Genomic DNA, 21,822 nt, shown 5'->3' on the forward strand with positions numbered 1-21,822 from the left:
TCTTTCAAAATGCAGGTTTAGCTTCCCTTGCGGGACGGCGATGCCTCGGTGAACTGCTGACCGTGTTTCCTGTATAAGGCAGGCCATTCACCTTCGTCAATTGGTCACTCAGTCAACCCATATCACTCGGCGGCGACAGAAATAGTCCGCTGTTTGCCTCCGGCAATTATCCTGTTGAAATCCTTCTGGTTCGGGCATGCCGACAGACGCTGCTGAAAGGCCGTGGCAAGCCACTGGCCAGCGGGACCGGCGGGTGAATCCACCCGGCGCAGCGCAAAGATCGGATATTCGCCCTGCTCATAAGCTTCGAGATCAAGTGCCTTCAGGCTGCCATTGGTCAGGTCGTTGCGCACGATCGATGCGGGCAGACCGCCCCAGCCGAGACCGCCCTTGATGAGCTGGTATTTCGTGGCGATGTCGCTGACCCGCCATGTCTTGTAGGACAGCACGTTGAAATCGCGCCCCTTGGTCAGCCCCGACGCATCGGTGACGACGAGCTGGACCTCCTCGCGGACATCGCCCAGAACCAGCGGCCTCTCGATCTGTGCCAGTGGATGATCGGCGGCGACGACCGGCAGCATGAAGGAATGGCCGACCTTTTCGACGACGAGTTCGTCATCCTGGCGCAACAGCGCCCCGCCGATGCCAATGCCAGCCTTGCGGGAGAGCACCATATCCATAACCATGCCCAACTCACCCACATTGAGGCTGAGGGTAACGGTGGGGAATTCCTTGCGAAAATCGCGAAGCACCGCAACGACGGCTTCCGCCGGCACCATGGTGCTGATGGCGACAGAAAGCTCGGCCTCCAGCCCCTGCTTCAAACCCTTAGCACGCGCACGCATTTCCTGCAGACCGGCCACGATGCGCCTTGCATCTTCCAGCATGGCGCGACCCTCGTCCGTCAATCGAGGCTGGCGTACGCCATTGCGCTCGAACAGGCTGACTTCAAGCTGCGCCTCGAGATTGGCGATGGTGTAGCTGACAACAGACTGGGCGCGATTGAGCGCCCGTGACGCGGCAGAGAAACTTCCGGTTTCGGCAACCGTCAAAAACACCTGCAATTGGTCGAGCGTCGGGTTCGCGTCCATGTTCCATCCATTTCATCGATAGGTCGCTTCCACATTATCACAGTTTTCTTGATGGCATCAATTGGTCATATAGGGGGCAAAGGAAGGGCATCGTGCTCTCCCGCCCTCCCAAGGCGCCCGTCAATTCATCGCTTATGCAAGGAAAGACCATGTCCAACATTCTGCTCATCACCTCCAGCCCGCGTGGCGACGAATCGGTTTCCAACAAGTTTTCCGGCGAACTCGCAAACAAGCTGAAGGCCAAGTCGGCTTCCAATACCCTTGTCCACCGCGATCTCGCTGCCGACCCCATTCCGCATCTCGACACCGTCAAGACCGCTGCGATCCGCAAGGCTCCCGACCAGCGCACGGCTGAAGAAGCGGTTGCAGCCGATTTTTCCGACAAGCTGGTTGCAGAGCTTATGGCCGCCGACACTGTCGTCATCGGCACCGGCCTCATCAACTTCAATATCTATTCCGGCCTGAAGTCGTGGATCGACAACGTCGCCCGCGCTGGCCAGACCTTCAAGTACACCGAAACCGGCCCGGTTGGTCTTGCCACCGGCAAGAAGGTCTACATCGTGCTGGCCGCCGCCGGCGTTTATTCCGAAGGCCCGGCTGTGTCGATGAACCACGCCGTTCCTTACCTCAAGACCGTTCTTGGCTTCATGGGCATGACGGATGTTGAAGTGATCTATGTCGAAGGTCTGGCATTTGGCCCGGAAGCCGTTGAAAAGGCCGTTGCGGCAGCCGAAGCAAAGGTTGCCGAACTGGCGCAGGCCGCCTGAGGCGCCAATTGACACGTGGTGATGCCGGCTCGATTGCCGGTATCAGCCGACCCACATTCCGTAACGGCCGTGCACCTGATCGCGGCCGTTATTTTTTGCCGCATAGAGCCGCGCATCGGCTTCCGATAGCAGCGCGCGGAAAAGCTGCCCGTCCTCGAAAGCCGTGGCGACGCCGATGCTGACAGTCAGCGGCGAACCGTCTGGCCGTTGCAGATCCTTCAATATCGCCGTCCGCAGACCTGCTGAAAAGGCAAGTGCCCCCTCATGGGTCATCGTAGGCAACAGGGCCACGAACTCCTCGCCGCCGAACCGGTAGAGATGGCCGTGCGGTTGCACGATGCGTTTCAGAACGGCGGCGAATTCCCGCAACATCTCATCGCCCTGCAAATGCCCAAAGGTATCGTTGACGGTCTTGAAGTGATCGATATCGACGATCAGCACGCTGACGGGACGTTTCTTTTCCAGACATTCCACGACGACGGACGGCGCATCGAGTTCCATGCGGGCGCGGTCAGACACACCGGTCAGCATGTCGCGGCCGGAACGGGACAAAAGCTCCTCGTAGCGTTCCCTGAAGGTGAGGTCGTTGAAGACATCGGCAACGCTGCGGCGCGTCAGGAAGCGGCCTTTCGCCGCCGTCAGCTTCAGATAAATGGCAAAGAGCAGAGCATAGATGGCAACGGCCACCATCTTCGCTTTCCAGCCATCGTAAAAGACATCGACCGGCGCGTTCAGCATATATCGCAACGCCGCGTAAAAGCCTGCCTGATCCAGGCTCAAAATCACCACGCCACAGATTGCAAAGCGCAGGACAATATGGCGCTGCAAATAGCGTCCCAGCTTTTCATAAAACAGAATGATGGCGATGGCGTCGATATAAAGCAGGCTGGTTCCCCAGACCATCAGCACGCCCATCTCATCCAGAAATCCGGTATCTACCGACTGTCCGGGGACAATTGCCACCGTCGGATGGAAGCGGATGATCTGCACCATGATGATGGTGAGTATATTGCCGAGAAACAGGCCGTAGATCGGCTGGCGGACGACTGCCGCATCCTCGCGCATATAGAGCATGAGGATCATCATCAGTTTGCCGGCAAAAAGGATCGAGGAGCCGGGTGATACCACGCCAAAGGGCAGCTCGACGTAAAAGACCGCCGCCAGGTAGGTTTCCAGGAAATGCATGACGCCAAGCGCGGTGAGAAAAACACCGATGCCGAGAATATGCCGGTAATGAAGGAATGCCGTCATTACCGAAAAATAGACGATGGCTTCCGCCACGAAGAGGGCCAGATTTGCCCATTGCATCGGCATACGCCCTATCGATCCACATCGCGCCGGTTCATCGGCGCGACTTCATGCCCTCTGAAGACGATAGGCCGAAGCAACCAACGGAATCTTAATGTCCAGCAGAAGAAACCGCCATCATTTTCCTGGGAAAAGCGATGCACCGTTCTGGTCGATGATCAGCTTTGCCTTGCGGATGGTGAACTCAACCGCATCGTCCATGCTGGTGAAGACATCGGCGCGCACGAATTCATGCACGAGCGTTTCCTCGCCGTCCTTTTTCTCGATGCGGCCCGCCAAACGGAACTGGCCGCCTTCCTTCAGCGGCGTCGCATAGATCAGATAGTCTCCATGCACATGCGGTTCCGACTGCGCTACCTTCTGCGGCGCATCCGCGGACTGGCCGGAGCCGAAGGCCGAAAGGATTTTGGAAAAAAACGATGCCATGGCTTTCACTCCCTTAATCTGTCTCGCATTTCGAAGGGCGGATATGCTCCGCCCTTCCCCGTCGCTCTTATCCCGATCAGATGATCAGGTTCGACAGGATCTCGTTTTCGGTAATATCCTCATAGCCGAGGCCCGCAGCCTCGAAACGCTCCAGAAGCCCTGCGAAGTTTTCCTGCGCGTTGGTTTCGATGCCGATCAGGATCGAACCGAAATTGCGGGCTGATTTCTTCAGATACTCGAAACGGGCGATATCGTCGTCCGGGCCAAGCAGATTGAGGAAATCGCGCAGCGCGCCGGGGCGCTGCGGCAGGCGCAGAATGAAGTATTTCTTCACGCCGGTGTAACGCATGGCGCGTTCCTTGACGTCAGGCAGGCGCTCGAAATCGAAGTTGCCGCCGGAGACGACGACGATAACCGTCTTGCCTTCCAGTTTCTCGCGGCCGAGCTTCTCCAGCGCGGCAATGGACAGCGCACCCGCTGGCTCCAGCACCACGCCTTCGAGGTTCAGCATCTCGATGATGGTCACGCAAATGGCGTTTTCGGGGATGAGCAAAACCTGCTCGGCCGGAAAATCCTTCAGCGCCTGAAAGTTGAGATCGCCGATGCGGGCAACGGCGGCGCCGTCGACGAAATTGTCGACCTTGGGGAGCGTTACCGCTTCGCCGCGCTCAAGGCTCCTTTTCAGGCTCGGAGCGCCTTCCGGCTCGCAGAACACGAAGTTGCCCTTTTCAACGGTGCCCGCCAGAAAGCCGGTAAGGCCTGCCGAAAGCCCGCCGCCGCCAACCGGCATGACAACCATATCCGGTTTGGTGCCTTCGGGAAGCTGGTCCATGATTTCGGCAGCAACCGTCGCCTGGCCTTCGATGATATCCTGATGGTCGAAGGGCGGCACCATGTAGGCGTCATTGTCTTCGACGTATTTGCGCGCGGCGGCGTAACATTGGTCGAAAATATCGCCCACCAGACGGATGCTGATGAATTCACCACCGAAGATACGGGTCTTGTCGATCTTCTGCTGCGGCGTGGTCACCGGCATGAAAACAACACCGTGAACGCCGAAATGGCGGCAGGCGAAAGCAAAGCCCTGCGCATGGTTGCCGGCCGAAGCACAGACGAAAACCTTGTCCTTGCCAGCCTTCGCAACAGCCTTGCGGAGAAAGTTGAATGCGCCTCTAATCTTGTAGGAACGAACCGGAGACAGATCCTCACGCTTCAGCCAAATCGACGCGCCATAACGACGGCTGAGATGTTCATTCAACTGCAACGGCGTTTCCGGGAATATCTCCCGCACTTCCCGCCGCGCTGCCTCCACAAGCTGCTTGTCCACGATTGTCAATCCATTGAAATTCATAATGGCACCCGCTATGCCATAGGAAGGCGTCAGAGACAAAGACTCATTTCACGCTGCCACGAACCCTGGGTTTCATTTCTTGAACAGCAATCTTCTGCGCTCGGTCATATATGTGGCGTCCATCTTCGGGCTCTATCTCGCGACGGCCATGTTCCTGCCCGCGCTGACGGACCTTTATTACGGCAATGACGACTGGACGGTGTTTGCGCTTTCAGGCTTCATGTGCGGCGGCTTTGCACTTGCATGTGCGCTGGCCACGCGCGCACCGATCGCGTCCTTCAACAAACGTTTCGGCTTCCTGCTCGTCAACGTGCTCTGGCTTGTATTTTCCATTGTCGGAGCGGTTCCGCTCTATCTGTCCGAGCTTGACCTGACGCCCGGTCAGGCCCTTTTCGAATCGGTATCGGCCATCACGACGACGGGATCGACCGCCATATCCGGCCTCGATAATGCGCCGCAGGGCATTCTTCTGTGGAGGTCGTTGCTCTGTTGGCTCGGCGGCATCGGTATTGTCGCGCTTGGCCTCTTCATCCTGCCGCTCTTGCGCGTCGGCGGCATGACCTTCTTCCGCATGGAATCATCCGACACCGGCAATGACCGGCCCTTCGCGCGGCTGGCAAGCTTCACCCGCGCTTTCGTGGCGATCTACATCATCATGACCATCGCCTGCACGGTGGCTTTCGATTTTGCCGGCATGTCGCATTTCGATGCCCTCAACCATGCCATGTCGACGGTTGCGACCGGCGGTTTTTCCACCCACGACGCCTCGTTTGCCTATTTCAACAACACGGCGCTGCTTTGGATTGCCACCATCTTCCTGATCTTCGGCAGCCTGCCCTTCTCGGTGATGATCCTGCTTGCGGTGCGCCGCAGGCTGGAGACGCTGCGCGACCCGCAGATAGCCGTCTTCCTTGGCTATCTCTGCGCGATTTCCATCGCAGTCGGCGTTTATCACCACCTTAGAAACGGCGTGCCGCTGGATACTGCGCTCAGCCATTCCTTCTTCAACATGACATCAATCCTCTCGACCGGTGGCTTTGCGAGCGACGACTACACCCTGTGGGGTCCGTTCGTTGTCGTCGTTGCATTTTTCGCAACCTTCATGGGCGGCTGCTCCGGCTCGACGGCGGGTGGTATCAAGGCCTATCGTTTTCTGATCATGTTCAATGTCGTTCGGGCGGGCCTCAAAAAGCTGATCTATCCGAACGCCGTTTATTCGGTCCGTTACGGCCAGCAGGTGGTCGATCCCGATACGATCCGGACGATCTTCCTTTTCGTCAGCTGTTTCATCGCGCTCTGGATCGCCGGCAGCCTTGCCATGAGCCTGATGGGTTACGATTTCCTGACTGCGACCTCGGGCGTTGCGACCGCACTTGCCAATGTCGGCCCCGGCATCGGCCCGATCATCGGGCCTGTCGGCAATTTCTCCACGATCAGTGATCCGGCGCTCTATCTCCTGTCTGTCCTGATGCTGCTTGGACGTCTGGAAATCCTTACCGTTCTCGTGCTGCTGATGCCGATTTTCTGGCGCAACTAAAATGCCGGTGCGCTTATTTTGGCTGCCTTAATAAAGCGCTTGACCTTCCCACGTTGGAATAGTCCAGGCTCCTGCTGTTACAAGTTCAAACCCAAGGAGAACCGCCTATGTGCACCGCCCACCAGCATCACCCCGAAACCGCTGCCGCACCTGTTGATGCCGACCTTTCTTTCCACGTTGAAGACATGACCTGCGGTCACTGCGCCGGTGTGATCAAGGGCGCAATCGAAAAGACCGTTCCCGGTGCCGCCGTTCATGCTGATCCGGCAAGCCGCACGGTTGTGGTTGGCGGCGTCTCCGACGCGGCACGTATTGCTGAAATCATCACCGCTGCAGGCTATACGCCAGAAGCGCGCGCCTGATTTGACGAGATGCCGGCGGCGGCCTTCATCCCTGCCGCCGGATCGACCTGCCTGCCCCCGCTTCACGCCGAGCTTGCGTGACAGCCGCTGGACGACATCAACGTCCGCCCCTTCTTACCTCCCCCAGGCTGCATATGCCCTCTCCCTTCCCAGGGATAACAGCGGAGGTTTTCCGGATTTCAAACCCGTATTCGTCAAACGCCGGCATCAATCGTCTCTTTGCACACGAAAAACCCGGCTCTTGCGAGCCGGGCTGAGCTTCATCGGCAATGTCGCACGCCTTACTCCGTTGCCAGATCCTTGGTCATGACGAAGTAGTTGATGGGATGGGGCTTGTAGTTTGCAAGCTTCTCCGAATAGGCGTCGAATACGGTCTCATGGATCAGGAAGACGGTGACGGCCTCCTCATACAGCTTCTTTGCCGCCTCGCCGTAAATTGCATACCGCTTGGCAGGTTCGGCCGTCGCATAGGCCGATTTGATCAGCTTGTCGGTGTCTTCGTTGCAATAATGCGAGATATTGTAGCTGCCGCCGCAGGTATAGTCGGCATTGAGGAAGCCGGCCGGTTCGGCAACATCGGTGGCATAACCGCGGGACAGGAGCGCCATGTCGAAATTACCGGACAGCAGATCTGGCTCGATTGCACTGTAATCGGCGACGCGAACATCAACCTTGATGCCGATTTCCTGCAACTGGGCCTGGATAATGGCCGCGACATCCTTCAGTTCCGTTTTTGCCGTATAGGCGAGGAGCGCGATCTTCAGACTGCCTGGCGCTACCCCTGCCTCTTTCAGCAGAGCCTTGGCTTTCTCGACGTTATAGGCGGGCTCGACTTCCTTCGCGGCCCATGGCTCTCCCGCTGCGAAAGGCAGGGTAGCACCCTTTACCGCGCCTTCATAAATGCTGTCGGCGATACCGGTGGTGTCGATGGCCGCCTGGATCGCCTGACGCACTTTCACATTATTGAAAGGCGCCTTCGCGTTGTTCAGCAGGAGTTCCGTAATGCGCGGCGAAGGAATTGGCGCGACCTTGACGCCGTCGGTGGATTCGATGGTCTTGACCGTCCATGGTGGCACGAGGCGCGAAATCTGCGCTTCGCCGGTTCGGACCTGGGTGGCGCGGGTGTCGGCATCGGGAACGAAGTTGACGCGGCCTCCGGAAAGCTTCGGCATGCCGCCCCAATAATCGTGGTTGGCGGAAAGAAGCATATACTGGCTGGGGTCAACCTCCGTGATCTTGAAAGGCCCGGTGCAGGTCCCGACCGGATCGACTTTCCCGTCCTTATAGGCGGCGGGGGCAAGGATTGACGTGGCAGGGCTCGCCATTTGCGCCGGCAGCATCACCGATGGTTCGATGGTGGTTATCTTCACGCTGTCGTCGCCGCTCGCTTCGACTGAAGCAATCAACTTCGGCGAGAAGGCGCGGGCTGGAACCGGCGCCTTCAGAAGATTGGTCAGCGCATTGACTGCGGTTGCGGCATTGAGCGGCTCGCCATTCTGGAACTTCACACCCTTGCGCAGCTTGAATTCCCAGACCTTAGGGTCCGTCTGCTTCCAGCTTTCGGCAAGACTGGCCTCCAGTTTCATGTCGTAGCCGACCCGCACGAAGCTTTCGAAACAACCCGCGCGTGAGCCGAGATAGGCGTCGTCCGACGCCATTTGCCAGCCGGTCTTGACGCCGAAATTGTCGTCATAGGTAATCGTATCGGCCTTGGCCGTTTGAACTGAAAACGAAACCACAATGGCGCTTGTCGCCAAAAGTACGTGCTTTATCATTGAATATTCCCCTTTTATTTTTGATGACAACGCTCAAAATTCAGTCGTCTCACGAGATTTAAGATCTTCATAAAATAGATCTCGAAAGACATAAGAATATCCTTCGGACGCTCCACGAGCATCCGCTTGAATATAATTCATTTTATGTTTTTATACTCGGAATTTAATTCCGATATTAATTCACAAACGCACAATTCATCTGTTTTTACAGAACCAGAAGACTGTAACTGCGCTGCTCCTCAGCCCCATTCGCGCCAGTGATGGCAACGAGCGAAATGCTCCCCGGCGACGTCTTCCAGAACCGGTTCCTGTTCGCTGCAAATCTGCGTCGCATATTTGCAGCGGGTGTGAAACTTGCAGCCACTTGGAGGATTGAGCGGGCTTGGCAGATCACCATCCAGAAGCATTTCCGGTGCATATAGTCCGGTTTCATCAAGCATCGACGAGGCAATAAGAGCCTTCGTATAGGGATGCTTAGGCGCCCGGAAAAGCTCATCCCGGTCGGCGATTTCAACGATCCGCCCGAGATACATCACCGCGATACGGTCGCAGAGATAACGCACCACGCGCAGGTCATGGGAAATCATCAGCACCGTCAAACCATGACGACGCTTCATGTCCATCAGCAGGTTCAGGATCTGCGTGCGCATGGAGGCGTCGAGCGCCGATGTCGGTTCGTCGCACACAAGGAAACTTGGATTGAGAAGAAGCGCGCGTCCTATGACCACGCGTTGCAACTGCCCGCCGGAGCACTGGCTCGGATAACGGTCATAATAGGAGGCATCGAGGCCGACCTCCTCCAGCATCTTGAACACGCGCGCGATGCGTTCTTCGCGCGTACCGATGCCGTGCTGGGCAAGCGGCGCTTCCATGCTTTGCCCTATGCGCATGCGCGGGTCGAGCGCGGAATAGGGATCCTGGAACACCAGTTGCACGACACGGCGCATGCGCCGCAGCGTCTCGCCCTGCATGTGCAGAATATCGTGGTCTCCGATGCTGACCTCGCCTTTCGTCGCGTTGGTCAACCGCGTTATCAGCCCGGCGACAGTGCTTTTGCCGCAGCCGGATTCGCCAACGAGACCAAGAACCTCGCCCTCGCCGATCGTGAGGGAAACATCGTCCACGGATTTGACCACGCGATTGCCGAAACCCGATATCGGATAATATTTGCACAGGTTGTTTGCGACCACATAGGGCTTGATCTTGCCATCCTCCTGAGGCTGGTTCGGTGTTTTGACTGTCGATAGCATCGCAACCCTCCTTCAGCAGACTGTGTGACTGGCATGGCTGCCGGCATGGTCGTCGTCGACCGCCCAGCACCGCGCCTTGCGACCTTCCGGCAAGGCATTCAGATCCGGCTCCGTTGCCATGCAACGGCCGCCCATGCCGGCCGACTGGGCAAGCGCGCAGCGGGGATGGAAACGGCAACCGCAGGACATGTCATGGGCCTGCGAGCTGGAGCCGGGGATCGTCAGCAGCTGCCCCTCGCTGTCGGTCGTCAGAAGCGAGCAGCTGATGAGCGCCTTGGTATAGGGATGTTGCGGCGCCTTGAGGATTGCCTGCGTCGGCCCTTCCTCGACAATGCGACCAGCATACATCACCGCAATCCGGTCCGCGAAAGCGGCAACGACCGAGAGGTCATGGGTGATGAGCAGCGTGGCGAGCCGCCGCTTCCGACGCTCATCGTCGAGCAGGCGCAATATTTGTGCCTGGACGGTGACATCGAGTGCCGTCGTCGGTTCATCGGCGATCAGCAGTTGCGGATTGCCGGAGAGTGCCGCAGCAATCATGACGCGCTGCGCCATGCCGCCGGAGAGTTCATGTGCGAAGCATTGCGCCCGCGCCGACGGATCGGGAATTCCAACATCCGAGAGCATGCCGACAACCCGGCCCAGTGCCGCATGCCGACTCATCTTGCGGTGGACCCACAGTGGCTCGGCGACCTGCGTCCTCACCCGGCTGGTCGGATCGAGCATTGCCTGCGGTTGCTGAAAAAGCATTCCGATATCGGCGCCGCGCAACGCATCAAGCTCGGAGGGCGAGAGAGCGAGAATGTCGCGCCCGGCAAAAGAAATGCGGCCGGAGTTGATTTCCGCGCCGTGCGGCAACAGCCGCATCAGCGACAGAGCCGTCATGCTCTTGCCGGATCCGGATTCGCCGACCAGTGCAACGACCTCTCCGGCATCGACGGAGAGCGTCAGACCGGAGATAACAAACTTGCGGCCCTTTCCAGACGGCACCGAAACGTGCAAATCCTCGATTTCCAGAAGCGGTGTCCGCTCCGGGGCGATGGCCGTATTGGCATGCGTGTGTCCTTCGATATTCATAAGAGTTCCCCTTATTATTATTGCATCGGAGGCATGGGCGTATTTTCAAGCGGCTTCAGACGATAATACCCTCCTTAGGGCTATCGTGCCCTGTGTATGTTTGATCTGCGCGGGCGCCGGTCATTGCTCTAACCGCAGGCGTCAATGGCCGTTCGGTTTCCTGGTATCCATGTTCAGGCCGTGGCCGATCCATGTCACGCTCAACGCCGACAGGAAAATCGCCAGACCCGGTGCGATCACGAGAATGGGCATACGTTCCGCATAGGCCTGCGCATCGGCCAACATCAGCGCCCAGTCTGCGGCAGGCGGCTGCACGCCGAGGCCGAGAAACGACAGTCCGCCCACCGTGATCAGCTTGTGGCCGAAGCGCAGGAAGGCAACGGCTGCGATCGGCCAGATCGTGTTGGGAATGACATGCCGGAAAATAATGAAGCGGCGTGTGCATCCAAGCACCTCGGCGGCGCGCATATATTCTCGGGAATTGATCGAAAGCGTCAGCCCGCGTGCCAGTCGTGCAAAAGGTGTCCAGCCGACGATCGTCAGCGACGCGATCAACGTTCCATATCCCGGGCCGAAGATGGCGACGAGGAAAATGGCGATCACCACGTCAGGGATGGCGATGAGCAGATCCACCACCCGCATCAGGACTTCATCGAGAACGCCGCGGCTGCGACCGCTGATGATGCCGATGAATGTTCCGATGGCGACCGACAGAATGACGGTGATGGCGGCAATCGTGACCGTGAAGCGTCCGCCGATCAGCAGCCGGCTCACGACATCACGCCCGAGATGGTCAGTGCCCAGCCAGTAGGCAGCGCTTGGCGCATTCAACCGCAGGCGAAGGCTTTGCTGCGCGGGATTATAGGGCGAAATCCACGGCGCGATGACGAGCAGCAGGATGATGACGAGAAAAATCGCCGAACCCGCGTAGAACGTCCAGTGCCGCCGGCGGATGAAATCCGTGAACCGGAAAAGTGTCGACGGGCGCTTGGGCAAGGTCATTGGCATGGCGGCTACCGGCGCGCTCGGGAAGTGACTAATGGTCATGTTGACCTCGCATTGCTGGATTGATCAGGACATAGAGGCCATCGGCCAGGGTATTGATCATGATGGAAAGGGCGACGATGCAGATGAAACCGCCCTGCAGCATGGGGATGTCCCGATTGACCACGGCGTCGTAAAGAAGCCGGCCCATTCCGGGGATGGCGAATATCACCTCCACGACCACCGATCCGCCAAGCAGGCCCGCAAGCCACAGGGCAAAGAAGGTGACGATCGGAAGCGAACCGTTGCGAATGCCGTGGCGCATGACCGTGCCATGCATGCCGAGACCGCGGCTGCGGGCCGCCGTGATGTAAGGCGCGCGCAGAACCTCAGCCATGGCGGCGCGCGTCACCTGCGTGAAATAGGCCAGTGGGCGCAGCGTCAACGTCAAAGCGGGAAGCACCAGCGAGCGCCAGCTATCCCAGCCCGCAGACGGCAACCAGCCGAGATAAAGCGCAAAGACGAGCGCCGACATCGGCGCAAACCAGTATTCCGGCGTGGCAACGAAGGTCTGGATCATCAGCGTTGCGAAATTGTCCAGCCGGCCACCCGGACGCATCGCCGCCAACGTGCCGAGCGGCAAGGCGACGGCGACCGCAATCGCCAGCGCCGTCAGTGCCAATGTCACGGACACGCCGAGAGAGCGCAAAAGCTCACCCGCCACGGGCTGGCTGCTGGTGAAGGAAAAGCCCAGATCACCGCGCAGCGCGCCCGACAGCCATGCGAAATATTGGACGTAGAGCGGCCGGTCGAGCCCGAGGCTTAACCGAAGGGCCTCGACTGCATGCGGATCGAGCGCCGTATCGCGCATGCGCGAAAACAGAATGGTGCGGGCAGGATCGCCACCGGCCATGTAGGGCAAAAGAAACGCGATGACGGAGACGATCATCAGCATAAGGCACAGAATAAGGAAGCGTTGTATTATCTGTATCCACATTGCCTGTTCTCCTTCGCCGCAAATGGCCATTGCACTGCAATTGATGATCGGTCCCCGCCGGGGAAATGCGGTTTATTTCATGAGGCGCGGCAAATCCGTCACCACACCGGACGTGCCCTTCAGCATGCCGGAACGCTTGGGAAGGATCGCCACCGGCGTAAAATCGGGGTCTTCAGACTGGGCAAGATCCTGAATGATCGGGCAATCCGGTTCACCATTGTCAGGGCAATAGGTCGCGATATTTCGCAGCGTGTCGGCCATCTCCCGAAGAGCATGCATCTTTGCCTCGAGATCTACGACATGTTCCATGACGATGCGCTTGACGTCGCAGGATGCACCGCCGGGATCGCGCCACAGGGTCATGAGCTGCCTGATCTTTTCGATCGAGAAACCGAGGTCGCGGCCGCGGCGGATGAAACGCAGCGTCTCCAGATCGTTGGTCGTATAGACCCGATAACCGGATTCCGTGCGGTTTGCGGATTTGATCAGCCCGATCGTCTCGTAGTGGCGGATCATCTTTGCGGAAACACCGGATGCGGTGGCGGCTGTACCAATGTTCATCGATCCTGCTCCTATCTTTCCGGGGTGAAAAACACGTCTGCATGAATGTCGGCGGTGCGGATGCCCCTTGCCAGGAGCTGCGGCACCGTTGCCTCGATCATCGCCGGCGGTCCGGCCAGATAGGCTTTCCAGCCATCGAGATCGTCGAAGTCGTTCGCCACGGCGGAACCGACATAACCGCGCCGCATCTGCGCATGTTCTTCATTCGAGAGAACCGGAACAAAGCTCAGATTGCTGTGGCTTACGGCAAGTTCTTCGAAACGGTCGACCATATAGAGGTCACGCTCGGCGCGGGCGCCGAAATAGACATGGATCGGGCGTTCCCGGCCCGTGGTCCGATCAGTGGCAAGCGCTGCCTCTACCACCGCCTTCACCGGCGCCAGCCCCGAACCGCCGGCAATGCCGAGGATCGGTCCGCAATGCTTTTCCCGCAAATACGAAGCCCCGAAGGGACCGACCAGCACGACAGGGTCACCCGCCTTGGCGTTCGCGAAAATATGGCCACTCGTGACGCCGCCGGGGACATGCCGGATATGGAATTCGATCAGGTCCTCATCGATGCGGCTGGCAATGGAATAGTCACGCGGCGAACAGTCCGGATAAAGCAGGCGCACATATTGGCCGGCCTTGAAGGTAAACAGTTCGCGATCGTCGAGCCTGATGCGAATGAGCTTGATATCATGCGTCGCATCCACCGCTTCCGCGATGACGCCATCAAAGCGGCCGGCCGGAATATCGGCAAACTCATCCTCGCCGTCGAGCCAGCCGATTGTCACGTCGCTCAACGGCACGGCGCGGCACGCGAGTGTCAGTCCTTCCGCCTTTTCCTCTTCTGTCAACGAAAAAGGCGTATGCTTGAGAAGGTCGATCTCGCCTGAGACGAGGTGCGATTTGCACGCCCCGCACCGGCCCATGCGACAGCCGTGCGGATAGGAAATTCCGGCGGCAAGGGCGGCCTGAAGGACGGTCTCGCCCTGCGCTGCCACAATGCTGCGTCCGATACGTGGCAAATAGACTGTGTTTCCAGGCGTCATCACATCCGCCCCCTATTCTGCCGCTGCGAGTTGCATGCCGGACGATCTGTCCAGCAGCGGCGGGCGGAAGCTTTTGAGACGCAGCGCGTTGGTCAAGACAAACACGCTGGAAAGCGCCATGGCTCCGGCAGCAAGAACAGGCGACAGCAGAACACCGTTGGCAGGATACAATATTCCGGCCGCCACGGGAACGAGTGCGGCATTATAGGCAAAGGCCCAGAACAGGTTCTGGCGGATGTTGCGGATCGTCGCCTTGGACAACGCAATGGCATTCGCGACACCGCGCAAATCGCCAGACATCAATACCACATCGGCGCTTTCTATGGCGACATCCGTACCCGTGCCGATTGCCAGACCGACATCGGCCGCCGCAAGGGCCGGCGCATCGTTGATGCCATCACCGACGAAGGCCACCCGCCGGCCATCGGCCGCAAGTCTTTTAACGGCCTCGACCTTGCCGTCAGGCAGCACTTCCGCCACCACTTCGTCGATACCAAGACGGCGGGCAATGGCTTCGGCCGTGCGGCGGTTATCGCCTGTTATCATCGTGACCTTGAGACCAAGAGCATGCAGCGCTGCTATCGCCTCCGGCGTCGTCGGCTTGATCGGATCGGCAACCGCGATGATGGCGGCCAGCCGGCCATCGACAGCGGCATAAAGCGGCGACTGCCCTTCCCTGCCCAGCCGGTCGGCATCGTCGGCGAACTTCGCAATGTCGTAACCGAGCTTCACCATGAAGCGGTCGGCGCCCGCCTCGACCTTGCGGCCGTCAACCGTTGCCGCAACGCCGAAACCGGGGGTCGCCTCAAAGCCGGCCGCGTCGGCAAGCGTCAGGCCACCATGTTTTGCCGCCTCGACGATCGCTTCGGCTATGGGATGTTCGGAACGGCTTTCAAGCGAGGCGACAAGGCGCAACACCTCATCCTGATCGAAGCCTTCGGTCGTGGTGAAATGCACCAGTGTCGGCTTGCCGAGCGTCAGCGTGCCGGTCTTGTCGACGGCGATGACATCGGCATCACGCAAAGTCTGGAGAGCATCGCCGCGCCGGAACAGCACGCCCATTTCGGCTGCACGGCCGGTTCCGACCATGATCGAGGTCGGGGTGGCAAGGCCCATGGCGCAGGGGCAAGCGATGATGAGGACAGCGACGGCGTTAACCAGCGCAAAGGTCAAGGCCGGGTCCGGCCCGAGAATGAACCAGACGATGAAGGTGGCGAGTGCAGCGAGCATGACTGCAGGCACGAACCAGTTGGTCACCTTGTCCACCAGCGCCTGTATCGGCAGCTTGTCGGCCTGCGCTTCCTCGACCATGCGGATGATCTGCGCGATCAGCGTGTCGGCACCGACCTTCGTGGCGCGGAACGTGAAGGAGCCGTTTCTGTTGACCGTACCGCCCACGACTTCGGACCCAGCCGTCTTGGTCACCGGCACCGGTTCGCCTGTAATCATCGATTCGTCGACATAGGAAGAACCATCAAGCACCAGACCATCGACTGGCACTTTCTCGCCGGGACGGACGACGATGACATCGCCGGTCGCAACATCCTGCAGCGGCACATCGATGATTTCACCATTGCGCATCACACGGGCCGACTTGGCCTGCAGGCCGACGAGCCGCTTTATCGCCTCGCTGGTGCGGCCCTTGGCGCGCGCCTCGAGGAAACGGCCGAGCAGGATAAGCGTGACGATCACCGCTGCGGCCTCATAATAGACATTGGCCGTGCCTCTCGGCAGGATTTCGGGCACGAAGGTGGCGACGACCGAGAACCCCCAGGCGGCGGCGGTGCCCAGCACCACCAGCGAATTCATATCCGGCGCCAGCCGCAGAAGTGCGGGGATGCCTTTTTTGAAGAACCGCAGGCCCGGCCCGAAGAGGACAAGCGTGGTCAGCGCGAATTGCAGATACCAGCTTTCCCGCATGCCGACGGTTTCCATCACGAAATCATGGATGGCGGGCACCAGATGCGAGCCCATCTCCAGAATGAAGACCGGCAGCGTCAGGGCAACAGCGGTGGCCAGGCTGATTTTCAAACCGCGCAATTCGGCTTCGCGCCGGTCCGGCTCGTCACCCTTGGCCTTGTCAGCGACGATCTCGTTTGCCTTGTAACCGGCTTGGCTGATTGCTTCGGCCAGCCTGGCGGCAGAGACGGCATTGCCGGCGACGCGGACGGTGGCGCGCTCTGTTGCGAGATTGACACTCGCGTCGGAGACACCGGAAACGGCCTTCAGCGCCTTTTCGACACGGCCGACGCAGGACGCGCAAGTCATGCCTTCGATATCGAGTTCGATGGTTTTCTCGTCGACGCTATAGCCTGCATTTCGCACGGCATCGACAACGGCCGAAACGTTGGGCGCTCCTGAAAAAGCAATATCGGCGCGCTCCGTCGCAAGATTGACCGAAGCCTTGACGACCCCCGGCACCTTGGCAATAGCCTTCTCGACACGACCGACGCAGGAGGCACATGTCATTCCCTCGATGGCTATCGAATGGTTCGCCTGTATCTGGATTTGTGACATGCGCATGACCTCTTTTTCTCTTTACAAAAAAAAGATAGGGCTTCCCATCGTGGCAAGGTCAATAGGCTCTTTTGGATGATTTTCACGGAGAAATGCCGCGAGCGTGAACAAGCCCATTTTTTAGGCTGACTCATGCATCATGATGCAATCGATTGCCCGGATATCGACTATCCCGGCGCAGAATCCATCCGGAATGCCCGCATGTCGCAGGAAAACGGCGGAGAAATCTTTTAATTGGAGATGGAAATGGTGCGGACGGCGGGACTTGAACCCGCAAGACCAATGGTCGGCAGATTTTAAGTCTGCTGCGTCTACCGATTTCGCCACGTCCGCATTGTCGCACCGCGTGCCAACAGGCCCCGGCGCTACAAAATTGCCTTGTCATTCCTGAGGCGCAGGATCGAACGAGACCCTGACCCCAAGCACCGACAGCGCCACATCTACACAGGCCGCACCGTTTCGGTCAACCGGGCCTTAGCCACACCAGGACTGATTTTTTGCCGAGACCGGATGAGCCAGGCCTTCCCGCACGAGTTGATCGGCAAAGGATACGCCCGAACGTGAAATCCGTTTGCGTTCCATGGCTTGCCCGCCGGCTGTTGCCGACGACGCCACATCGAATGCGCCGGCATTCAGCATATCCCGCAACCGCACCTTGGCAATGAAACCGCGCTGACGCTCTTCCATGCATCGCGCCCGGTCGATCTGCGGGACCTCGATGCCGGCGAGCTGCATTTTCACGCCCTTCATCCAGAAGGTATTGCCATCGGCCACGCAATTGGTGAGACCTGAGCGACCACAAAAGGCAAAGGCGCCGCTTTTTTCTCCCAGCGAGACTTTTTCGACCGAAGGGCGTGTTTCCGGCAGGATAGCGGCAACCTGGCTCTGCTGTGCCGCAGGCGGCATGGCAATCGAGCGTGGCGGCACCGGACCATTGATCGGTGAAACCGGCGATGCGGGGCGGATGGCCGCCACCTTCTCCGGTGCGGCCGTCTCGCGTTTGGCGGCTACGGCGATCTTGGGGGAATTTGTCGTCGTGGATGTTGCCTTCGCGACATGCCGCTGCGGCATAAGACTGTCGCGATGTTCGTAAGCCTGAATGCCACCAGCCACGACGCCCAGCATTAGCACCCAGGGCCAAACGCTGCCGCCGGCCGATTTCTTCGCCGTACGGCGTCGCGTTGTCGGTTTTCGATTGCTCACGATCAGACTCCTTTTTACGGAGCCGCATTATCGGTCAAGAGAGTTTCTGAAAGGTTGGCATTCCAGAGCGCCTTCGCTTTTCCTGAAAATGCTCGAACAGAGTTGTGGATAAGCGATCAGCGAACCTGATCAAGCAGCCGCTTGCATTCGAGAAGATCGAACAGCGCCTCCTGCAACAGCGCTTGGTCATCCTTGCCGATGCCAGATTTGCCGACCGATATCTCGGTATCGCTGTTACCGCCGCCGAAGCCGAAAAATCGGCCGCTCGGCTTGGCTTTCGGGCGGCCGACGACCTCGTCCCCGTCCGGATCCAGCACGCGCGGTTCGGCAACTTCCTTTTCGCCGCTCGCTGCCATGATGGCTTCCATGGTCGCAAGATCGCCCGACGCGATTGCCGCCACAAAACGGTTTCCGTTGGTTTTCAGAAGTTTCTGCACACCTTTGATGGTGTAGCCGTGGTCATAAAGAAGATGACGAATGCCCTTGAGGAGATCGATATCATCAGGCCGGTAATAACGGCGGCCCCCACCCCGTTTCATCGGCTTGATCTGCGGAAAGCGCGTTTCCCAGAAACGCAGCACGTGCTGCGGCAGGTTCAGCTCATCCGCCACTTCACTGATCGTCCGAAACGCGTCGGGGCTTTTGTCCAAACTTCCACTCCCATCCGGACCTTGAGCGCCATGCACCCAGCCGGACACTGAACAAGAACGCTTTTCACCAGCCGATACCGTGCATCATGTCTTGCGAAAAATCGAACCCGATCCTCGCACCGATGCCCGTGGCGGCAAGATACCATTTATCTAAAATTGATTATGATGTGAGTCGACCAGATTTCAACGGCTTGCACGTCGAAATTCAAGCATGTTCACAAGAAGAATGGGGATAAAGGCTTGCCATGCGGCAAAAAACCCGTGTTACAGCCGGCTTACGCCCCGGCTTTCTGACCCTTTTGCTTGGTCTTGCGAGCCGTATGCGCCTTCAGGATTCGCTGTTTCAGCACGTTTGACGCCTTGAAGGTCATGACGCGGCGTGGCGAAATCGGAACTTCCTCACCCGTTTTCGGGTTGCGGCCGATACGCTCGTTCTTTTCCCTGATCTGAAATGTCGCGAAGGACGAGAGCTTGACGACCTCGCCGCGCGTGATCGCATTACAAATCTCGTCGATGATCGTTTCGACCAGTTCGGCGGATTCGGTGCGGGACAGCCCGACTTTACGAAACACAGATTCTGCAAGATCTGCGCGTGTCACTGTCTTCCCGGCCATTTTTCCCCACAAACCGTGTCTGAATTTTTCTCTAGGAGCCGCCGAGATTATTTCCCTTGTGGCGACCGGTCAAGGGATTGTTCCAGATTCATTTGAGGCTTTCGGCAATCAGTGCAATGGCTTAGAGCGACTGACGCGGTTTTGCCGCACGCGGGGGTCGCTTCAGCGCGTTTGAACGGGGTACTGCCGCAAAAATCACAACCGATTTTGTGCCAGCGCCCCGGTAAACGCTAAAATTTGCCGTTACCAGCGCAGCAGCACTGCGCCCCAGGTGAAACCGCCGCCCATGGCTTCCAGCATGACCAGATCGCCTTTCTTGATGCGTCCGTCACTGGCCGCAACGGCAAGCGCCAGCGGAATGGATGCGGCCGACGTATTGCCGTGCTTGTCGACGGTGATGACGACTTTTTCCGGATCGATGTTGAGCTTTTTTGCCGATCCGTCGATGATGCGCTTGTTGGCCTGATGCGGAACGAGCCAGTCGAGATCATCAGCCGTCGTGCCTGTCGCCTCGAAAGCCTGTTCGATGACGTCGGTGATCATGCCGACAGCGTGCTTGAACACTTCCCGGCCTTCCATGCGCAGATGGCCGACCGTGCCGGTCGTGGAAGGTCCACCATCGACGTAAAGCTTGTCCTTGTGCGAACCGTCGGAGCGCAGCTGCGAGGTGAGGATGCCACGATCGCTGGAAGTACCTTCGCCTTCGCCTGCCTCGATTACGAGCGCGCCTGCACCATCACCGAACAGAACGCAGGTGGTGCGGTCCTTCCAGTCGAGAATGCGCGAGAATGTTTCGGCGCCGATCACCAGCACGCGCTTGGCCATGCCGCCGCGAATGTAAAGATCGGCGGTGGCCACGGCATAGACGAAGCCGGAGCAGACGGCCTGCATGTCGAAGGCGAAACCGTGGGTCATGCCGAGACGGTTCTGGATGTTTACCGCCGTTGCCGGAAATGTATTGTCCGGTGTCGAGGTTGCCAGAATGATGAGGTCGATGTCATCGGGCGTCAGGCCGGCATTGTCGAGTGCCGCACGCGCCGCAGCCTCGCCGAGCGAAGCGGTGGTCTCGCCTTCTCCCGCTATGTAGCGCTGACGAATGCCCGTGCGCTGCACGATCCATTCATCGGAAGTCTCTACGACCCCTTCGATTTCACTATTGGTCATGACACGCTTCGGAAGCGCTGCCCCGAAACCACGTACGATAGAGCGGATCATTCCCTTATTCCTCGTCAGCCACGAGAGCTTCGGGCGCCGGGGGCGGAAGCCGTCTTGCGTGGTAAATCTTCAGATCGTTTTCAATTTTTGCCGTAAGACCGTTATGGACCATGTCGTAGCCGACATCGACCGCGGAGGCAAAACCGATGGCGTCCGTGCCGCCATGGCTTTTGATGACAATGCCGTTCAGGCCGAGAAACACGCCACCGTTGACCTTGCGCGGATCCATTTTTTTTCGCAGCACATCGAAAGCGCTTTTCGCGAGAATATAACCGATCTTGGCAAAGAAGCTGCGGGAGATCGCCTCACGCAGAAGCGTGGTGATCTGGCGCGCCGTGCCTTCGGCGGCTTTGAGCGCAATGTTGCCGGTGAAACCTTCGGTCACCACCACATCCACCGTGCCCTTGCCAATGTCGTCACCCTCGACGAAACCGCGGTAATCGATGGTGCCTAGATCGGCCTCGCGGATCAGCCGTCCGGCTTCACGGACCTCTTCCTGACCCTTCACCTCCTCGACACCGACATTCAGCAAACCGACGGTCGGACGGTCGATATCGAAAAGCGCACGCGCCATGGCGCCGCCCATCAGGGCAAAATCGAGCAATTGCTGGGAATCGGCGCCAATCGTGGCGCCAACATCGAGCACGATGCTTTCGCCTTTCAGCGTCGGCCATATGCCGGCGATGGCCGGGCGTTCCACCCGCGCCATGGTGCGCAAACAGAATTTGGCCATGGCCATCAGCGCGCCGGTATTGCCGGCGGATACGACGACGTCCGCTTCACCGAGCTTCACGGCCTCGATGGCGCGCCACATGCTGGAGACATAGCGGCCACGACGAAGCGCCTGACTTGGTTTTTCGTCCATGGCGACCGAAATTTCACAATCGTGAAAGACCGATTTTTCCCGAAGTGCGGGATATTGTGCCAGAATGGGGTCGCACTTGCTTTTCTGCCCGTAGAGCAGAAAAGTCACATCGTTGTGCCGTTCAAGCGCCTTGGCGGCACCGGGTATGGCAACATCAGGGCCGAAATCGCCACCCATGACGTCAATCGCTATTCTGATCACTCGTCCCTTATCCTTTTTGCCGCCACTCAAGCGGATT

The 21,822-nt window shown here is 58.8% G+C and carries 20 protein-coding genes and 1 tRNA gene; 3 read left to right on the forward strand and 18 right to left on the reverse strand.

Features of this window, described 5'->3' with window-relative positions:
- Positions 1-122: 122 nt before the first annotated feature.
- Positions 123-1,091 (reverse strand): LysR family transcriptional regulator, encoded by a 969-nt coding sequence (locus tag AC5SEO_RS14070; RefSeq protein ID WP_013635904.1) that lies wholly within the window; start codon positions 1,089-1,091, stop codon positions 123-125.
- Positions 1,092-1,240: 149 nt separating this feature from the next.
- Here AC5SEO_RS14070 and AC5SEO_RS14075 point away from each other — a divergent pair, with 149 nt between their 5' ends.
- The gene (locus tag AC5SEO_RS14075; RefSeq protein ID WP_013635903.1) at positions 1,241-1,858 is read left to right on the forward strand and encodes an FMN-dependent NADH-azoreductase; all 618 of its coding nucleotides are present in this window, start codon (positions 1,241-1,243) and stop codon (positions 1,856-1,858) included.
- A 42-nt stretch (positions 1,859-1,900) separates the two neighbouring features.
- Here AC5SEO_RS14075 and AC5SEO_RS14080 read toward each other — a convergent pair whose 3' ends face one another.
- The 3 genes from AC5SEO_RS14080 to ilvA form a co-directional block, all read right to left on the reverse strand.
- A complete protein-coding gene (locus AC5SEO_RS14080) occupies positions 1,901-3,166 on the reverse strand; it encodes a GGDEF domain-containing protein (protein WP_035251754.1) in 1,266 nt (421 codons plus the stop codon).
- 117 nt (positions 3,167-3,283) lie between these two features.
- Positions 3,284-3,592, reverse strand: a complete 309-nt coding sequence (locus tag AC5SEO_RS14085) for an HlyU family transcriptional regulator (RefSeq protein WP_174068186.1) — start codon at positions 3,590-3,592, stop codon at positions 3,284-3,286.
- Positions 3,593-3,668: 76 nt separating this feature from the next.
- Positions 3,669-4,943, reverse strand: a complete 1,275-nt coding sequence (ilvA, locus tag AC5SEO_RS14090) for a threonine ammonia-lyase (RefSeq protein ID WP_029658759.1) — start codon at positions 4,941-4,943, stop codon at positions 3,669-3,671.
- 79 nt (positions 4,944-5,022) lie between these two features.
- Here ilvA and AC5SEO_RS14095 point away from each other — a divergent pair, with 79 nt between their 5' ends.
- Together AC5SEO_RS14095 and AC5SEO_RS14100 are read left to right on the forward strand one after the other, a co-directional pair.
- The gene (locus tag AC5SEO_RS14095; RefSeq protein WP_003512541.1) at positions 5,023-6,480 is read left to right on the forward strand and encodes a TrkH family potassium uptake protein; all 1,458 of its coding nucleotides are present in this window, start codon (positions 5,023-5,025) and stop codon (positions 6,478-6,480) included.
- A 107-nt stretch (positions 6,481-6,587) separates the two neighbouring features.
- Positions 6,588-6,842, forward strand: a complete 255-nt coding sequence (locus tag AC5SEO_RS14100) for a heavy-metal-associated domain-containing protein (RefSeq protein ID WP_003496638.1) — start codon at positions 6,588-6,590, stop codon at positions 6,840-6,842.
- Positions 6,843-7,123: 281 nt separating this feature from the next.
- Here the strand turns inward: AC5SEO_RS14100 and AC5SEO_RS14105 are convergent, their stop codons facing one another.
- From AC5SEO_RS14105 to plsX, 14 genes are all read right to left on the reverse strand, one after another.
- Entirely contained in the window at positions 7,124-8,617 is a 1,494-nt protein-coding gene (locus tag AC5SEO_RS14105; RefSeq protein WP_174068185.1) for an ABC transporter substrate-binding protein, read from the reverse strand.
- Between the two features lie 239 nt (positions 8,618-8,856).
- Positions 8,857-9,867: an ABC transporter ATP-binding protein gene (locus AC5SEO_RS14110; RefSeq protein ID WP_174068184.1), complete on the reverse strand. Its 1,011-nt coding sequence runs from the start codon at positions 9,865-9,867 to the stop codon at positions 8,857-8,859.
- A gap of 12 nt (positions 9,868-9,879) precedes the next feature.
- On the reverse strand, positions 9,880-10,944 hold the full coding sequence (locus tag AC5SEO_RS14115) for an ABC transporter ATP-binding protein (protein WP_113291468.1): 1,065 nt from the start codon (positions 10,942-10,944) through the stop codon (positions 9,880-9,882).
- A gap of 141 nt (positions 10,945-11,085) precedes the next feature.
- Positions 11,086-11,991, reverse strand: a complete 906-nt coding sequence (locus AC5SEO_RS14120) for an ABC transporter permease (RefSeq protein ID WP_174068183.1) — start codon at positions 11,989-11,991, stop codon at positions 11,086-11,088.
- The gene (locus AC5SEO_RS14125; RefSeq protein ID WP_065661119.1) at positions 11,981-12,925 is read right to left on the reverse strand and encodes an ABC transporter permease; all 945 of its coding nucleotides are present in this window, start codon (positions 12,923-12,925) and stop codon (positions 11,981-11,983) included. Before AC5SEO_RS14125 ends, AC5SEO_RS14120 begins: the two co-directional genes overlap by 11 nt.
- A gap of 72 nt (positions 12,926-12,997) precedes the next feature.
- Positions 12,998-13,486 carry a Cu(I)-responsive transcriptional regulator gene (gene cueR / locus AC5SEO_RS14130; protein ID WP_013635893.1) on the reverse strand — a complete coding sequence of 163 codons (489 nt, stop codon included), beginning with the start codon at positions 13,484-13,486 and terminating at the stop codon, positions 12,998-13,000.
- 11 nt (positions 13,487-13,497) lie between these two features.
- The gene (locus AC5SEO_RS14135; RefSeq protein WP_174068182.1) at positions 13,498-14,520 is read right to left on the reverse strand and encodes a 2Fe-2S iron-sulfur cluster-binding protein; all 1,023 of its coding nucleotides are present in this window, start codon (positions 14,518-14,520) and stop codon (positions 13,498-13,500) included.
- Positions 14,521-14,532: 12 nt separating this feature from the next.
- Positions 14,533-17,037 carry a heavy metal translocating P-type ATPase gene (locus tag AC5SEO_RS14140; RefSeq protein ID WP_174068344.1) on the reverse strand — a complete coding sequence of 835 codons (2,505 nt, stop codon included), beginning with the start codon at positions 17,035-17,037 and terminating at the stop codon, positions 14,533-14,535.
- 247 nt (positions 17,038-17,284) lie between these two features.
- Positions 17,285-17,370 (reverse strand) — tRNA-Leu (locus AC5SEO_RS14145).
- A 141-nt stretch (positions 17,371-17,511) separates the two neighbouring features.
- Positions 17,512-18,240: a hypothetical protein gene (locus tag AC5SEO_RS14150; RefSeq protein ID WP_013635890.1), complete on the reverse strand. Its 729-nt coding sequence runs from the start codon at positions 18,238-18,240 to the stop codon at positions 17,512-17,514.
- A gap of 116 nt (positions 18,241-18,356) precedes the next feature.
- On the reverse strand, positions 18,357-18,890 hold the full coding sequence (locus AC5SEO_RS14155; RefSeq protein ID WP_003512531.1) for a MerR family transcriptional regulator: 534 nt from the start codon (positions 18,888-18,890) through the stop codon (positions 18,357-18,359).
- Between the two features lie 275 nt (positions 18,891-19,165).
- Positions 19,166-19,504: an integration host factor subunit alpha gene (locus tag AC5SEO_RS14160; RefSeq protein WP_003512530.1), complete on the reverse strand. Its 339-nt coding sequence runs from the start codon at positions 19,502-19,504 to the stop codon at positions 19,166-19,168.
- Positions 19,505-19,747: 243 nt separating this feature from the next.
- Entirely contained in the window at positions 19,748-20,719 is a 972-nt protein-coding gene (locus AC5SEO_RS14165; RefSeq protein WP_003512529.1) for a beta-ketoacyl-ACP synthase III, read from the reverse strand.
- A 4-nt stretch (positions 20,720-20,723) separates the two neighbouring features.
- On the reverse strand, positions 20,724-21,785 hold the full coding sequence (plsX, locus tag AC5SEO_RS14170) for a phosphate acyltransferase PlsX (RefSeq protein ID WP_174068181.1): 1,062 nt from the start codon (positions 21,783-21,785) through the stop codon (positions 20,724-20,726).
- Positions 21,786-21,822 lie beyond the last annotated feature (37 nt).

Source organism: Agrobacterium sp. K11, assembly GCF_059429395.1.

Excerpts from the sequence above, each read along its gene's own strand:
- AC5SEO_RS14135 (WP_174068182.1), bottom strand. The coding sequence starts at position 14,520 with ATGACGCCTGGAAACACAGTCTATTTGCCACGTATCGGACGCAGCATT.
- AC5SEO_RS14115 (WP_113291468.1), bottom strand. The coding sequence starts at position 10,944 with ATGAATATCGAAGGACACACGCATGCCAATACGGCCATCGCCCCGGAG.
- AC5SEO_RS14125 (WP_065661119.1), bottom strand. The coding sequence starts at position 12,925 with ATGTGGATACAGATAATACAACGCTTCCTTATTCTGTGCCTTATGCTG.
- cueR (WP_013635893.1), bottom strand. The coding sequence starts at position 13,486 with ATGAACATTGGTACAGCCGCCACCGCATCCGGTGTTTCCGCAAAGATG.
- AC5SEO_RS14120 (WP_174068183.1), bottom strand. The coding sequence starts at position 11,991 with ATGACCATTAGTCACTTCCCGAGCGCGCCGGTAGCCGCCATGCCAATG.
- AC5SEO_RS14110 (WP_174068184.1), bottom strand. The coding sequence starts at position 9,867 with ATGCTATCGACAGTCAAAACACCGAACCAGCCTCAGGAGGATGGCAAG.
- AC5SEO_RS14075 (WP_013635903.1), top strand. The coding sequence starts at position 1,241 with ATGTCCAACATTCTGCTCATCACCTCCAGCCCGCGTGGCGACGAATCG.
- AC5SEO_RS14070 (WP_013635904.1), bottom strand. The coding sequence starts at position 1,091 with ATGGACGCGAACCCGACGCTCGACCAATTGCAGGTGTTTTTGACGGTT.
- AC5SEO_RS14160 (WP_003512530.1), bottom strand. The coding sequence starts at position 19,504 with ATGGCCGGGAAGACAGTGACACGCGCAGATCTTGCAGAATCTGTGTTT.
- AC5SEO_RS14105 (WP_174068185.1), bottom strand. The coding sequence starts at position 8,617 with ATGATAAAGCACGTACTTTTGGCGACAAGCGCCATTGTGGTTTCGTTT.
- AC5SEO_RS14085 (WP_174068186.1), bottom strand. The coding sequence starts at position 3,592 with ATGGCATCGTTTTTTTCCAAAATCCTTTCGGCCTTCGGCTCCGGCCAG.
- AC5SEO_RS14140 (WP_174068344.1), bottom strand. The coding sequence starts at position 17,037 with ATGTCACAAATCCAGATACAGGCGAACCATTCGATAGCCATCGAGGGA.
- AC5SEO_RS14080 (WP_035251754.1), bottom strand. The coding sequence starts at position 3,166 with ATGCAATGGGCAAATCTGGCCCTCTTCGTGGCGGAAGCCATCGTCTAT.
- ilvA (WP_029658759.1), bottom strand. The coding sequence starts at position 4,943 with ATGAATTTCAATGGATTGACAATCGTGGACAAGCAGCTTGTGGAGGCA.
- AC5SEO_RS14100 (WP_003496638.1), top strand. The coding sequence starts at position 6,588 with ATGTGCACCGCCCACCAGCATCACCCCGAAACCGCTGCCGCACCTGTT.
- AC5SEO_RS14165 (WP_003512529.1), bottom strand. The coding sequence starts at position 20,719 with ATGATCCGCTCTATCGTACGTGGTTTCGGGGCAGCGCTTCCGAAGCGT.